The sequence below is a fragment of the Microcoleus sp. K5-D4 genome (assembly GCF_036704575.1).
GTDB lineage: Bacteria > Cyanobacteriota > Cyanobacteriia > Cyanobacteriales > Microcoleaceae > Microcoleus.
The window spans coordinates 1-15,960 of the sequence record NZ_JAUBSD010000021.1 but is presented as its reverse complement, the minus strand read 5'-3'; the positions used below and the strand labels follow the sequence as shown (position 1 = coordinate 15,960).

Here is a 15,960-nt window from a genome sequence, read left to right as displayed (position 1 = left end):
ATTAAAATAGCCCCCTTTTTTATAGCGGAGCAATCAATTAGTTTCACGTAAGGTACATAGTTGCGCTTGAGCGCTCTTAATTCCCATCTTAAGAGCGCTCAAGAGCAACAACATAGCTTATTTTTTGCTTTCTACTGGTAATTTTTCTCCTGAGCCTTTTCCTTCCTCTTGAGCCATAATCGGAACACCGTCTGTCAGGTTAAGGATGCCTGCGGTAACAATTTTTTCGCCTGCTTTCAAACCTTCGATAACTTGATAATCATTCCCCTCAATGGCTCCCAATTTGACGGACTTTTGTCGCGCTACTAAAGGTGGCATTCCAGGTTTTGGCTGTTCCGGCTTTTGAGCTGTGAAGACAAAAGTTTGCCCACCTAAGCGAGTGACTGCTGTTACTGGAACTAAAATTCCGGGGTTCTGTTTCCAGATGACTTTAGCTTTTACAAACTGGAGATTAAGCAGTTCGCCGCTGGGGTTGGGAAAGGTGGCTTTAGCTAAAATTGTTTGGGAATTGGCGCTGACGTTGGGGGAGATAAAGCTGATTTGACCTTGGGCGATCGCCTTACCTTGAGCGTCGAGCATTTGTACTGGCAGCCCTAAGCGTAATTGAGGCTGCCGTTCCAAAGGAATTGATAACCGCAAGTCTAGCAATTGGTTCTCTGTCAGGGTGGCGATCGCATCACCTTTTTGCAAGTAATCTCCCACTTTCACTGGTATGTCGCCGATGACTCCCGCGAAGGGCGCGATGACCGCAGCTTCTTGTAGTTGTACTTCAAAGCCGCGCACTTGAGCGGCGGCCTCGGCAACTTGCGCTTCAGCTTGATCGATCTGTTCTTGGCGAGTACCGTTGGCTAACTGCGCCAATCTGCTCTTGGCTTGTGCGACTTCTGCTTCGGCTTTGGCTATTTCCTCTGGGCGCGAACCGTTTTGCAATTGCCGCAAAGCTTGCCGCTGCTGTTGCAAGGCTGCTGTCCGGCGCTCGATCTCGGCTTGTCTGTTTTTTTGCCGCTGCTCGAACCGCCTTTGAGCTTCTCGGAGGTTGGCTTTGGCGGTGCCTTCTTTTTGCGTGTATTGTTCGAGGGTGTTCGCGGATTCTGCGCCTTCTTTTGCCAATGCCTGATATCTGGCAAGCTGCTGGCTGGCTAATTTTGCTTCGGCTGTGCTTGCCTCTATTTGCGCTCTTGCTTGGGCAATGTCTTCTAAGAGACTACCTGTTTGGGCGTCGGCGAGGTCGGCTTCAGCTTGGCTAACGCGGGCTTGGGCTTGACCAATTTCTTCTGGCCGAGAGCCCGATCGCAGTTGGGCGAGGTTGGCTTGGGCTTGGGCGACTTGGGCTTGAGCTTGGGCGATTTCTTCGGGCCTTGCTCCTGCTTGCAATTCGGCTAAATGGGATTGAGCGCGAATCAGGTTGGCTTGGGATTCCCTCAAGTCAGCTTGGGCGCTGTCGCTTTTCATGCGGGCGATGGCTTGTCCTTTGTTTATGAAGTCCCCGGATTTGACAAAAATCTCCGTGACTAGCCCTTCTACTTCGGGTTTAATCTCTACCGAACGCTTGGCTTCTAAGCTGCTGACAAATTCCGAGGCATCTTGGACTGAACTGGTTTCTACGGCTGCAAGCTTGACTGGTATGCCTTGGGGTTGGGCTGCTGCTGCCGGTTGCTGTGCGCGATTATGACCCGATTGCCACGAGTACCAGCCGAAACCTGCTGCGCCTGTGGCGATCGCGATCGCGGCAATTAGAGGCCAGCGCGATCGTGGTTTAGCAACAGGTTCGGAGCGATCGACAATAGGCGGAAAATCATCCGGTCGATCGCTGTCTCCATCGGTTGGGTGCTGTTCGGGTTTAGCAACAGGTTCGGGGCGATCGGCAACGGGGGCCAAATCCTGCGGTCGATCGCTGTCTGCATTGGTTGGGTGGAGTTCCGGTGTGGCAGATTTTTGCTCTTGGGCTTCAACGACCGATTCTGGGGATTTAGAATAACTCATGGGCAGCACCACTTAGATTTTTTTAACTTCTGACTTGCTGAGACTTTGGGGGAATCTTTGATTCCTCCGGTGCCCCCCTCAAACAGAGGGGGAATAAGGACAAGCGCTTTTAAACAGGATGGAATCTGGAAAGTCCCTTTTTAATGGGGTTGGGGTATGTGCAGGGCTTTAGTCCGATCGCAGTTAGCCAAGCCAGGGGGTGATTATTTTTAGGAAAGCTCTTTGTTATCTCTCAAAAGTTAAGATGGCAGGGAAGATTACACATCCTTCTTATGACTCACCTGAGTGGGTGAGTTGGAATGATTTTCCCTTGGGGTCGGCGGATTCCGCGAAGGTTGGGGAGTCACGCACTCCAGCGATCGCGCTTTTTTCCTTGGCTAGTTGCTCGGTTAACCACTCTATCTCTGACGCCAGCACTGACTTGCAGCGATCGCCAGAGGCGAATTGATAGTCGTCGGTTAGTGGATATTCGCTTTTGAGGCTTTCGATGTAGTCTTGCCGGGTGTAACAGGCTCGCAAGCGGTGTTCCAATAGCTTCAGCCGTTCTTCCGGTTCTAAGTTACCAAAAAAGAAAAACTTAATTCGGAACCGGGAACCACTGTTAACCCAGCTTTCTTGAGGGTGTTCGAGCATTTTTTGCCGCCAGAGTTCGCGCCCTTTGGCGGTAATTCCGTAGATTTTGCGCGGACAGCCCGCATCTCCGGCTTCTTCGGCAATTACCGAAATCTCCCCCCGCTCTTCCAACCGCTTCAGCAGCGGGTAAATCGCTCCGTAGTTGACGCTGATGCAACTGCTCATAAACAGCTCCAGTTGTTGCTTTAGCCGATAGCCGTGCAGGGGTTGCAACTGTAGCAGCCCAAGCGCTGATAATTCAAGCATTTATATCAAATTGATATTATAGTCTGGATTATATCACTATATCGGACTCAAGGGCGATCTGGTAAATAGCTAGTTTCACCGACCAGAGACAATAAACACATTTAAGGGCATTTGTCAATGCCCTTAATATATATTATTTTATGGTCAAGAGAGGGCGATCGCTTTACTTTTTATTATCAAATCCATTTGAGATATAAGAAGAGTGCTGATTCACCTCGATTTCGGTCAAAGACCAGACAGCATCTCAGTTGTGTCAAAAGTGAGATGCTGTCTGGTCTTTGATGTCTCATAAGTGCTTTAATAAACTTTGTTCAACAGATCCGATTTCTGCCACATATCTCTTCTTGGTAAGAGGCTCAGAACTTTTCTTGGTATGGGTTGGTTAAATTTTAAAACGCTGACACATTTTAGTATTTATTGAAGATTGAGCGCACCCGCTGTTTTTTGGTAGCTGACACTGATATTATTTTTCTCCAGTATTGCAGCAAAAAAAGTGTTGGGTTTGTTTTTACTCGCCCTGTTTGTAATGTACGAATATGTGAGATTGTCGCTCTTTGTTGAGGGATAAAAAAAAGCAATGCAGCCTACGGGTAGTTAAAGCCAGATTTTTTCCCTGCTATTAATCATCCTCAAAGATGGTTTTTTAAGGAATACTTTCCCCGATTAGATACTATTAAGATGACGACACAAAGAGAGTGATTTATCTTCAGCATCATACCAAAGATTAACGTCCTGTAATTACTTGAAATAGCCAGCCAAAAAGCATCACGCTCAAGAAAATCACGCCTCCGACAATTAACATCAAACCCAAAAGCAGCCCCGCCACAAATAGCCAGTCGGCTTTTTTCCCAGGTTCAGGGGAACCTAAATGAGCGTCCAGCAATTCTATATTTTTGACATTAGCTTTCCAAGTAACATCCAACAAGTCTCCGGCAACGGGTACAGTGCCGGCAAATGTATCAAACACGATGTTAGCAGCCATTTGTACTAAAGTCTCTCGCGGCACTCCCATTTGAGCGGACTTGAAGACAACATAGCCGGCAAAAATTGAACTGATTAAATCGCCGCCGCCCGGTATCAGTCCTAATATTGGATCGAGTCCAATGCGGTATTTTGTGCCGGGAATCGGAATTGCATTGTCTAGTAAATGGCTGATCCGGCGGATTCGGCGCAAGGATGCAACATGAGATTGGCTGGGAGTATTTGGGGAGGAATTTTGTATAGGAGAACGTGACATTTAATTACTCTCGGTTGCGCTATTACTGCTAGTTTATGATATTTATTGAAGCATATTCTAGTTTTGTCTATATGCCTCAAGCAAGATTTTTAATAATTTTAGCCGATCGGCTTTGGTTTGTTTTTGAATGAACAGAAACCCGGTTTCTGTTCAAAACCGGGTTTCTTGCTTCTAGCTGGGGGCTTTTAATTTAGCCTTTTATTTGTTGCCTTCTGTGAAGTCGGCGTCAATCACGTCGTCGCCACCGCCAGTGGGGCCGCCGTCTCCATAGCCACCAGGGCCACCAGGGCCGCCAGGGCCATCAGTTGGGCCGCCTGCTTGCTGGTACAGGTTGCTGCTGACAGCGTAGAATGCTTGCTGCAACTCGGTTGTTAGGGTTTTAATGCGATCGTCATCTTCAGTAGCGATCGCATCGCGCAAGTCTTTGATCAAGCCTTCAACCTTAGTCTTGTCAGCAGCGGGAACTTTATCACCCAATTCTGCCAACTGCTTCTCAATTTGATAGGCTAAAGAATCGCCTTGGTTTTTGCGATCGATCCTTTCGCGACGCTCTTTGTCAGCAGAAGCATTCGATTCGGCTTCCTTCACCATGCGCTCGACTTCATTGCTGGGCAAAGTAGAAGCACCAGTAATGCTAATCGATTGCTCCTTGCCAGTACCTTTATCTTTGGCAGCTACATTCAAAATACCGTTAGCATCGATATCGAAAGTAACTTCAATTTGAGGTACGCCACGGGGGGCTGGAGGAACTCCATCTAAGCGGAAGGTTCCCAAATCCTTGTTATCATTCGCCATTTCCCGTTCGCCTTGCAAAACGTGAATTTCCACGTTTGTTTGGCCGTCTACAGCAGTCGAGAAAGTTTCCGACTTCTTGGTAGGAATAGTGGTGTTGCGGGGAATGATTTTGGTCATCACGCCACCCAAGGTTTCGACACCGAGAGACAGCGGAGTAACGTCGAGCAACAGGATGTCTTTGACTTCGCCGGAGAGTACGCCTGCTTGAATTGCTGCACCCACTGCGACCACTTCGTCCGGGTTTACCGTTTGGTTGGGGTCTTTGCCAAGGAGTTTTTTGACCAGTTCTTGCACCGCAGGAATGCGCGTAGAACCACCAACTAAGACGACTTCATTAATTGCAGATTTGTCTAATTTGGCGTCGCGGATCGCATTTTCTACGGGGATGCGAGAGCGATCGATCAAATCTGAACAGAGTTCTTCAAACTTGCCCCGCGTCAAAGTCGTGTCCAAGTGTTTTGGTCCGTCTTGAGTCGCGGTAATAAACGGCAGGTTGATTTCTGCTTGGGTAACGCTCGAAAGCTCAATCTTGGCTTTTTCTGCTGCTTCCGTCAGGCGTTGCAGTGCTTGTTTGTCTTTGCGAAGGTCAATGCCTTCGGCTCTTTGGAATTCGTTAGCAATGTAATCGACGATTTTTTTGTCGAAGTCGTCACCGCCGAGGTGAGTGTCTCCAGAAGTTGCTAGCACTTCAAATACGCCGTCGCCTACTTCGAGAATAGATACGTCGAAAGTACCGCCACCTAAGTCAAATACGAGGATGGTTTCGTTGCTCTTTTTATCTAACCCGTAAGCTAAAGCTGCAGCTGTAGGTTCGTTAATAATCCGCAGCACTTCTATACCGGCAATTTTTCCCGCGTCTTTCGTAGCTTGGCGCTGGGAGTCGTTGAAGTAAGCGGGAACAGTAATTACCGCTTGGGTGACAGTTTCGCCGAGGTATTTGCTGGCGTCTTCTACGAGTTTGCGGAGAACTTGTGCAGAAATTTCTTCTGGTGCAAATTGCTTGCCGCGGGCGGGACAGTCTAGTTTAAGGCTGTTGCCAACTTTGAGGACTTTGTAGGAAACTTCAGTGGTTTCATGGGCTACTTCATCAACCCGACGCCCGATAAACCGTTTTACTGAGTAAAAGGTGTTTTCGGCGTTCATCACGGCTTGACGCTTGGCGATTTGTCCGACAAGTTGATCGCCATTTTTAGCGTATGCTACTACAGAAGGTGTGGTGCGACCCCCTTCGGCGTTGGCTATGACGGTGGGTTTGCCGCCTTCCATAACTGCGACGCAGGAGTTTGTCGTACCTAAGTCAATTCCAACTACTTTTCCCATAGGGGTGTTCCGGCTCCAATCTCTACAAAATTTTGGTGTTTTATCTGTGCGATAGTCTGGTTATTCAGGACTGCGATTTTACCTCGCGGTTTACGGGTAGTGAGTCCTGCTTTAATACAGTCTTCGATAGGGTGCTGATCTCTATACTGCGGGCGGTAGACCTTGCGATGAAGGGGTATTTACCGAACCTGTTGGGGGACGGTTGCATCCGTGAGGCTTGCACCGCTACAGTTGTTGACTGCTTTGCTTTTCTTTACTCTTCCCAATGTACGGTGTGCGATCCATTCGGGTATTGTGGCAAACCGTATACGTTGTGTTGTATTTGCCGTCTTATGTATATAAATTTTGTTTGGTTGGTAGGCGCGATCGGTTTTTTGGCTGGAAATCAGGTTTAATATCAATTCTGAAAAGGGACACGGCAATGCCCTGTCCCTATCAGTTTGCTTCCAGGCTGTGCCTGGGAAGGAATATATTATTGAGGGAGAGCCTCAAGTCGGCCTCCTGGGAATCTCGGAAAATTCTGGAATTTTCCAGCGTTTAATTGCTATTTTTCACCGATCAGCAGAGCTGCCGGAAAGTAACTCAGAGCTTCACCAATTGGCAACGTACCGTTACTTTCTACCGCCTGATTTGTAATTGCATCTTTCCAAACCGACGGCATTTGCTCGGATAATTTCAAATTAGTATCTTTCCAGACTTGTTTGCCGATCGGCAATTCTTCCGGTTTGACAATTCCCGTGAAAAACCGGGGAGCAATGACAATAACTGTAGTATCTTCAAAGCTTCTGGCAAAGGCAACAACATTATCTTTAAATGTGCCAACTGCTTGCAGGGGCAGATAGTCGCCTGATTGAAAAACTTGCAAGTATTTTTTTCTCGCCGATAGCGCTCTTGCTGTCAAAAACAACTTAATTCTAGCGTCTTCCCGCGTCGCCATCAAATCTTCAACCAGTTGCAAAATATCAGTCTGAGATCGCTCTTTAATTTCCCCCAAAACCTCGATTCTGCGGTCAAAATCAACGGGACGGCGGTTATCCGGATCGACGTGGCTTAAATCCCAGAATTCCGTCCCTTGATAAATGTCGGGAACGCCGGGAGCCGCGATTTTCAGCAGCGTTTGAGATAAAGAATTGAAAATTCCGTAATTAGCTACTTTTTTGCAGAAAGGTATAAATTTGTTGAGAAACTGATTTTGTTCCGAAGGTTCGAGAACGCTATCGATAAAGGTCATAAAACCAGCTTCGTAGTCGTTATCCGGTCTCAGCCAAGCCGTATAAACTTTGGCTTCGCGGACGGCTTTAATGGCATAATCTTTCAGGCGATCGACATAATCAGTGTTTTCAATTCCCTCAAAGGGAAAAGTGCCGAGCATAGTTTGGTACAAGAAGTATTCGTCATTAATATCAGGAACCATTCGATTCACAAAGTTGACTTTCTTAGAAGAGTTTAGCTCTCTCCAAGACTTGACTTGCTGTTCCCATTCATCGGGAATTTCGGACAAAACGTTAATTCGAGCTCGCACATCTTCGCCGCGTTTGGTATCGTGGGTAGCTGTAGCATTCATTTTGTGCGGCCAAGCGACTTGCTGCTGTTTGTTGAACTCGTGAAAATCTACCAACGACACGCCGAACTGGCTGGGGTTTCCTCCCACTTCGTTGAGGGATAAAAGCCGATAGTAGACATATAAAAGCGTGTCTTCAACACCTTTGGCCATCAAAGGTCCTGTCAACTGCTGGAGTTTCATTACAAAGTGCCGGCGCTGCTCTTTTTGTTCGCTTGTTAGGGTTTCTTCTTCTTCCAGCAACAGCACCGTTTCGATAAATTTAAGTTCCTTGAGAAGTCGCGGTACTTGTTCTTTCGCGTGAGCGATCGCATATTTTACGTAAGTGCGATCGGACTCTCTCAAACCATCTTGATTTATGTAAGTCCGGTAGACTGGAAAAATCGTCAAAACAGCCGCCAATGCTTTTTCCAAACCGGGACGAGTAAAGTCATTTCCTTGTCTCGATTGACCGGAGATATTCTTCAAAAGTTGAGCTAGATTGTCTACATCTCCCGCCAAGTTTTTCTCAACAATCAGCCCTTTTTTATCTAAAAACAACTGTTCGTAGGGAACGGTCAAGCGAGTAAATCTATGATATATTTCGCTAAATTGCTGCTCGCGATCGCACCGACAAAAAACGCCATTTACGTAATTCAAAAAGTCGTAGCCGCTAGTTCCCTCAATCGGCCAATATGACGGCAAATCTTCTTCGTGTTCCAGAATTTTTTCAACAGTAATATAAGTGTCTCCGATTTTCTCCCGGAGCCGTTTCAAATATTCTGTGGGGTCGTAAAGTCCGTCGATGTGGTCAATTCTCAATCCCGTAAACTTTCCCTCTTCAACCATGTCAAATATCAGAGCATGGTTTTTGTGAAAAACTTTAATCTCTTCAACTTTTACCGAAATAAGTTCGTTTACCGTAAAAAACCTTCGGTAGTTAATTTCTTCTGCCCCGACTTTCCAGAAAGACAGACGGTAAAACTGCTCGGAAAGCAAATCGTCTAGCAGATTAAAGCTTTCGGCATTGCCCTTTTCTCCGTTAAAAACTTTGATATTTTCATCAATGAATTCCTGTACAAGGGGATTTTGATTGTAGAGTTCCCACAGCAGTCCTTTGACAAAAGCTATCTGATCGTATCGGGTTTTACCTTTAGTTTCTGAAGGTGTATTTTTAATCAAATAAAGAATTCCTAAAAACTTGATAAAATCTGGATGGCGTCTGCCTAATTCCCTGGCTAAATGCCCCAAATTATGACTGATAAATTTAGCATAAGATTCAATTCTTACGGGCAATTGTAAGCTATAATAATTGATAGTCAGCCCAATTTCGCTGTATTTGAGTTGAATCTCGCCATTTTCCAGACACTCTCCATAAAAATTGCCCAGCAGCGGAGCCAAAACTCGACCTCTGAGATGTTCGTAAGCATGATTCCATTCAATATCAAAGTAATCGAAATAGTCGGAATCCGGCCCGTGTTCCAATACGTCTAACAGCAGCAAGTTTTGAGTGTCGTAAGCCATGTGGTTTGGGACAATATCTTGCAGCCATCCCATGTTCCGTTTCTTGATTTCGTAGGTGAGGGCTTCAAAATTTTCTGATGTTCCCAATTCGGGATTGATCTGATTTGAGTCAACGACATCGTATCCGTGAGAGCTGCCTTTTCTTGCTTTAAATATCGGTGAAGCGTAAACGTCGGTAATTCCTAAATCTTCCAGATAGCTAAGGATTTGTTTGGCGGATTCAAAGTTAAAACCTGCATGAAATTGAAGCCGATAAGTAGTTGTGGGAATTCTCATCTTAATTTTACTCCTAATTAATTAGTTGGTTGGATTTGTTGTTTAAAATTAGAAATAGTTAGGTTGAGTGGAGAACTAACCCTCCGTTTCACTCCGCCCAAGCCCTTCACTATGAGATTTAAGTGAGATTTGAGATTTTTGCTCCCATCTAAAATCTCAAATCGCCAATCTAAAATCAGTTGTTGGGTTGAGCGGGAGCGAACCCTTCGCTCCGCTCAACCTACTATTTCTGTATTATTTCGTAAAGTGCGAAACTCTGGGGTTTAACAGTCAATTCTTGCTGTGAAGTTATCTTTTCAGGCAAGCTAGAACCTGAACCCATCCATTTTTCATCAGCAGAGTCTAAAATTTTGTGACCGTTGCCTTGGGGAAGTGCAGCTGTAAAGGCTACCTCTTGACTGTTGAAGTTTAGAATGCAGAATATCTGGCTGTCATCTGTCCAGCGACGTAGAAATAAGATTTTTTCCGCTTCAATGCTGGACACTTCTAGACTGTTTTTGTCGAGTTTTTTAAGGGCCGGTATTGTCCGCCGCAGTTGAATCAGATGTTGATGCCATTCCCAAAGGATTTTGTGTTTGCCTTCGGTTTGTTTTTCCCAGTTTAACTTACACTTATCGAAAGTCTCAGGACTCTGGGGGTCGTTAAACTCGCCTCGGCCTTCAAAGATTTTAAATTCTTGTTGTTTGTCTTTGCGGACAGCTTCAATTAAGTTTTCGTCCGAGTGGGAAATGAAGTAAAAAAACGGTGCTTCTTCTCCGTATTCTTCTCCCATAAAAAAGAAGGGAATGTAGGGAGAAATTAAAACTGTGCCGGCTGCAAGTTTCAATCCTTCAAAGTCAACTATTTTGGATAATCGGTCTCCCAAAATGCGGTTGCCAATTTGGTCGTGGGTTTGGGAAAATACTACAAATTTATGACCGGGTTCATCCTTAACAGAATTGCCGTGTTTCCGCTTTCTGTGGGGGGCGTACTGGCCGGAGTAAACAAAGCTTTCTTTGAATGATTTTTCTAGGTGTTCGCACTTGCCGAAATCTTGGTAGTATCGGTCGTCTTCTCCGGTGAGCAAGGCGTGCAGTGCGTGGTGGAAATCATCGCACCATTGGGCGTCTAGTCCGAAGCCACCGAGTTCTTTGGGACGTACAGTGCGGACATCATTTAAGTCACTTTCGGCTATTAAGTAAAGTTGCCGTCCTAGTTCGTGGGAAATCTCGGCTGTGGCATCGGATAGTTCTTGTAAAAAAGGTCTTGCACCAACTTCAAATATTGCTTGAATTGCATCTAATCTCAGAGCATCGATGTGATAGTCTCGAAACCAGTAGAGGGCGTTTTCAATAAAGTAGTTACGCACGCCGTCGCTGTAGGCATCGTCGAAGTTGAGGGGATCTCCCCAAATCGAGCCGTATTTTGAGGTAAAGTAGGGGCCGAAGTCCCTGAGATAATTTCCTTCGGGGCCGAGGTGGTTGTAAACTACATCGAGAATTACTGAAATACCGTGTTCGTGGCAGGTGTTGACGAGTGTTTTGAAGCCTTCGGGGCCGCCGTAGGAGTTTTGAACTGCGTAGGGATATACGCCGTCATATCCCCAGTTTCGCTCGCCAGGGAATTGGGCTACTGGCATTATTTCGATAGCGTTGATTCCCAATTCTTTAAGTTGTTTTAGGTGGGGAATTACTGCTTCAAAGGTTCCGGCTTGGGTGAACGTGCCGACGTGCAGTTCGTAAATAATCATTTCGGCTAGCGGCACGCCTTGCCATTTTGTGTCAGTCCAAGTAAAAATATTTTCATCTATTACTTGCGACGGGGCGTGTACGCCTTGGGGTTGATATTTTGAGGCTGGGTCTGGTCGGTCGGTTTTGCCTTCGATTTGGTAGGTGTAAAGGGTTCCTGGTTCGATGTCTGTAGCTGTGGTTTGCCAATAACCTTCTGCTGATTGTTGCAGGGGTATCAGGCGTTTTTTTGGCGAAACTATTTGGACTGCGATTTGTTTGACGGTGGGCGCCCAAACGGTAAATTCACATTGGTTGTTGCCGAGGTAATTTGCTCCTATCTTCACTTTGAGTTGTTCTCCTTATAAAATAGGTTGGTAGTTCGATCGCCCGACGCGCCATCAAATGCTTTGCCCTTAACGTTCAGCGCCTGTTTAGACGGTAATATTACTTAATATAACAAACAACTAACTTTAGACAGAGGCATCAAAGGCAAAAATTGTGTAATTGGCAAAATTAGCGGTTGGTTGTGTCTAAATTAGAGCAGGAATCGGCACGGGGGCGATCGCCAAATTAACGGTCTGGAAGCGTTAATATTTCTGGTTGATATCATGTCGAAAATCTACCTAAAGGTAGGTCAAAAATCAGCGCGAGTGTGGACTTTATGGTTATGGCTTTTGGACGGGAAATCTGCTGCAATCTCGACTCGGCGGAGTCTCGGGAGTGGTTGGTCACAAACGGGATCGGCGGTTACGCTAGCGGGACGATCGCAAATCTCCTCACCCGCCGCTATCACGGCTTGCTGGTAGCCGCCCTCAAACCTCCGCTGGGACGCACTTTGATGCTCGCCAAGCTGGACGAGACGGCTGTGTATCACGATCGCGCCTATCCGCTTTATACAAACCGCTGGGTCGACGCGACGATGGAACCCCACGGCTACAACTACATCGAAAGCTTTCACCTCGAAGGCACGACGCCTGTTTGGAGGTTTGCTCTCGCCGACGCTATCCTGGAAAAGCGGATTTGGATGCAGCAAGGTGCTAACACAACATATATTCAATACCGATTGCACCGCGCCTCACAACCGATCGCCCTCGCTGTCAAAGCCCTAGTCAACTACCGCGACTACCACCACACGACGAGCGCCGACGACTGGCAGATGAGCCTAGAAACCTTGGAACGCGGGGTTTGCGTGACTGCATTTCCCAAGGCTGCACCCCTGTATTTGCTGACAGATGCCGCACCAGAGGCCAACTTTCGAGTCTCTGCGCCCTTATACAATTGGCATTACGGATTGGATCTAGCAGCCGAAAAGCGCCGCGGATTGGACTGCAGCGAGGATCACTTGCAGGCGGCGACTTTTCACATGACGATCGCACCGGGAAGTTCTCTCACATTGATAGCCAGCACCGAGAAAAATCCCGAACAGGGCGGGGGTAAAGCTTTAGAAGTGCGCCAGACTTATGACCAACAACTGCTGCAAAACTGGTCAAAAGTGAGCGAATCTCCCGACTGGATCAATCACTTAGTGCTCGCCGCGGACCAATTTATCGTCAGCCGCCCGCTACCGGAAGAACCCGAAGGCAAAACGATTATCGCCGGATATCCCTGGTTCAGCGACTGGGGGCGCGACACGACGATCGCCCTGCCAGGCCTCACAATCTGTACCGGGCGATGGGAAATTTCGCGATCGATTTTGCGGACATTTGCGCGGTATGTCGATCGGGGGATGCTGCCGAACCGCTTCCCGGATGCGGGCGGGGAACCGGAATACAACACTGCAGACGCCACTCTGTGGTACTTTGAGGCAATTCGCGCTTATATCGATGCCACGGGGGACGACGAACTTTTGAGCGAACTCTGGCCTACTTTATGTGAGATTGTTGATTGGCACATACAGGGAACTCGGTATAATATCCGCATCGACCCCGATGACGGTTTAATCTACGCGGGCGAAACCGGCGTGCAACTGACTTGGATGGACGCGAAAATCGGCGATTGGGTGGTGACGCCCCGGATTGGTAAGCCGATCGAACTCAGCGCGCTTTGGTACAATGCTATACAAGCTATGGCAAGTTTTGCTCGAAAACTGGGCAAGCCTCACAATGAATACCAACAATTGGGCGATCGAACAGCCGCCGGATTCCCTCGCTTCTGGAATGCCTCAACCGGTTACTGTTACGACGTTCTCGACGGCCGCGACGGACACGATAGTTCGCTGCGGCCCAACCAAATATTTGCCGTATCCTTGCCCCTAGACTCGATTACTCCTCACTCCGCCAACTCCTTGTCAGCGGGGATGCGCCAGGAAACCCGCTATACACCGTTACTGACGCCCATCCAGCAGCGCGCCGTGGTGGACGCCTGCGCTCAACAGCTTCTGACTTCTGTCGGCCTCCGCAGCCTCTCACCGCAGCACCCGCAGTATCGCGGCGCATACGGAGGCGACCAATTGCAGCGCGACAGCGCCTACCACCAGGGCACAGTTTGGGGCTGGCTGATTGGCCCGTTTGTCTTGGCGCACTTACACGTATACAAAAACCCAGCACAAGCTCGCGAATTCCTGGAACCGATGGCACATCATATAAGGGGCGGCGGAGTTGGCAGTCTGGGCGAAATTTTTGAGGGCGACGCCCCTCACTCGCCTCGGGGCTGCACGGCTCAAGCTTGGACTGTGGCTGAGGTGCTGCGGGCTTGGTTGGCAATTAATACTGTGGGTGTTTAAATTAGTAGTGTTATCAATCATTTGGTAATATCGCAAATTTAAGCCCTCAAGAGAATCTCTCTTTCTCTGTCTGTTCTCTTTCTCTGAGTCAAGAGTACCTCTGCGGTTCGTTAAAAAAAAGAGTTCACCAATCTGCCTGTAATTGTTATAAACTAGGTGGGTTATTCGGCAAAGAAATCAAGACAACTACTAATAAAATAGGAGATTTATGGCATTATTATTAGCGGGCGATATTGGCGGAACTAAGACAATTTTGCGGTTAGTGGAAAGGACTGTTAACGGTGAAATGAACGCTCTTTACGAGTTTCGCTATCCGAGCGCGGAGTTTCCCGATTTAGTGCCGATGGTGCAGCAGTTTTTGAGGGAAGCTGCTACGAAATTGGATTTGACGCCATTGCCGGAAAAAGCTTGTTTTGCGATCGCAGGCCCGGTGGTTAATAACACTGCAAAACTGACTAATTTGCCTTGGATGCTGGATGCGAAGCGTCTGGAACAGGAATTAGGAATATCACACGTTAGTTTAATTAATGATTTTGTCGCGGTTGGCTACGGCGTGTGGGCTTTGGACGATCGAGATTTGCACACTTTGCAAGTGGGAAAACCTCGCGAACACGATCCAATTGCTGTGATTGGTGCGGGTACAGGTTTAGGAAATTGTTATGGAATTCCCGAAGCAAATGGTATCAGGGTTTTTTCTTCGGAAGGGGGACACGGTGACTTTGCTCCTCGTTCGGAGTTGGAGTTTCAATTGCTGAAATATTTGTTAGCAAAACACGACATTTCCCGAATATCGATCGAGCGTGTAGTTTCGGGACAAGGGATTGTTTCAATTTACCAGTTTTTGCGGGACAAAAAGTTTGCTCCTGAATCGCCGGAGATAGGGGAAGTTATCAAAAAATGGGAGTCAGAAATGGGTAAAAGTGAGAAGAGTGTCGATCCGGGGGCGACAATTGCACAGGCGGCACTCAAAAAGTGCGATCGGCTTTCGGAACAAACAATGCAAATGTTTGTAGAAGCCTACGGTGCAGTGGCCGGAAATCTGGCTCTGACACTGTTACCTTACGGCGGTTTGTACATAGCCGGCGGCATCGCTGCTAAAATTTTGCCGCTGATTCAAGACGGAGGTTTTATGCGGGCTTTTACCCACAAAGGCCGGATGGATTCGCTGTTAGAAATGATGCCTGTTCGTCTTGTTTTGAATCCCCATGTAGGATTAATTGGAGCGGCTGTTTGTGCGGCAGGTCTTTAGGAGATTTCAAGTAGAAGTTATCTCATTGATTACTCGGCGGTTGAAAGAGACTGTTGACTCGACCTGATGGGTGAAACCATCAGGTCGAGTCACAATTAATAGCGAGAATGATTGTGTGATCGTGCACCACATTCAATAATTGATTATGACTCTTCACCCCCGGTACTCGTCATTGATTCCCGAAATCACCGCTTAATAGAGCACGAACCTCCTTTCGGAAAGGAAACCCGTATATGAAAATGCGCGACGAACTCGGAGTCTTGTACTTAGATAGTAGACCTCTTGCAAAATAATTTTATGATATAATGAAAACTTTTGCTGAGAGTTGATTGAATCCCAAATCCTAACTTATTTTCACTCTGGTCTTGCTATAAACAGGATAAAATGCTAGAAAGTTCTGTTGTCGTTACACAATAAGTAAATCATGAAAAATCAATTTTATCTAAATTTGAAACCCGAGCAATTTCAACGTAGATTTGGTATCAAGATTCAAACCCTAAAAGCAATGGTTAACGCTTTAGAAAACTTCCGGCTAGAAAATCCTAAAGACAGAAGAGGACGTCGCACCATTCTAACTCTCGAAGAACAGGTCTTGGTAGTGCCCTGAAGGAAAGGATCAGAGTACGTTATGATTAGAGAAGTGTTTGCCATATAGCAATCCTAAATGAATTGTGAAAAGGCATCAAATCTTTTCAAGTTAGGAAAATTGAAAAGATTATATTTAGC

General features: G+C 46.9%; 9 protein-coding genes. 3 read left to right on the top strand and 6 right to left on the bottom strand.

The window, feature by feature from the left end; all coding sequences use genetic code 11:
- Positions 1–117 precede the first annotated feature (117 nt).
- From QUA77_RS09160 to treZ, 6 genes are all read right to left on the bottom strand, one after another.
- On the bottom strand, positions 118–1,983 hold the full coding sequence (locus tag QUA77_RS09160) for an efflux RND transporter periplasmic adaptor subunit (RefSeq protein ID WP_333449921.1): 1,866 nt from the start codon (positions 1,981–1,983) through the stop codon (positions 118–120).
- 270 nt (positions 1,984–2,253) lie between these two features.
- Entirely contained in the window at positions 2,254–2,862 is a 609-nt protein-coding gene (locus QUA77_RS09155; protein ID WP_333449920.1) for a PadR family transcriptional regulator, read from the bottom strand.
- A gap of 724 nt (positions 2,863–3,586) precedes the next feature.
- Positions 3,587–4,099, bottom strand: a complete 513-nt coding sequence (locus QUA77_RS09150) for a DUF4112 domain-containing protein (RefSeq protein WP_333063550.1) — start codon at positions 4,097–4,099, stop codon at positions 3,587–3,589.
- 198 nt (positions 4,100–4,297) lie between these two features.
- On the bottom strand, positions 4,298–6,214 hold the full coding sequence (dnaK, locus tag QUA77_RS09145; protein WP_333035353.1) for a molecular chaperone DnaK: 1,917 nt from the start codon (positions 6,212–6,214) through the stop codon (positions 4,298–4,300).
- A gap of 544 nt (positions 6,215–6,758) precedes the next feature.
- On the bottom strand, positions 6,759–9,554 hold the full coding sequence (treY, locus tag QUA77_RS09140) for a malto-oligosyltrehalose synthase (protein ID WP_333449919.1): 2,796 nt from the start codon (positions 9,552–9,554) through the stop codon (positions 6,759–6,761).
- Positions 9,555–9,777: 223 nt separating this feature from the next.
- The gene (gene treZ, locus QUA77_RS09135) at positions 9,778–11,607 is read right to left on the bottom strand and encodes a malto-oligosyltrehalose trehalohydrolase (RefSeq protein ID WP_333449918.1); all 1,830 of its coding nucleotides are present in this window, start codon (positions 11,605–11,607) and stop codon (positions 9,778–9,780) included.
- A gap of 317 nt (positions 11,608–11,924) precedes the next feature.
- On the opposite strand from treZ, the gene QUA77_RS09130 reads away from it, so the two are divergent.
- The 3 genes from QUA77_RS09130 (at position 11,925) to QUA77_RS09120 (ending at position 15,841) form a co-directional block, all read left to right on the top strand.
- Positions 11,925–13,985: an amylo-alpha-1,6-glucosidase gene (locus QUA77_RS09130; protein ID WP_333449917.1), complete on the top strand. Its 2,061-nt coding sequence runs from the start codon at positions 11,925–11,927 to the stop codon at positions 13,983–13,985.
- A 208-nt stretch (positions 13,986–14,193) separates the two neighbouring features.
- Complete coding sequence (locus QUA77_RS09125; protein ID WP_333035343.1) at positions 14,194–15,234, top strand: glucokinase; 1,041 nt, start codon at positions 14,194–14,196, stop codon at positions 15,232–15,234.
- 424 nt (positions 15,235–15,658) lie between these two features.
- Complete coding sequence (locus QUA77_RS09120; RefSeq protein ID WP_333449916.1) at positions 15,659–15,841, top strand: hypothetical protein; 183 nt, start codon at positions 15,659–15,661, stop codon at positions 15,839–15,841.
- Positions 15,842–15,960 lie beyond the last annotated feature (119 nt).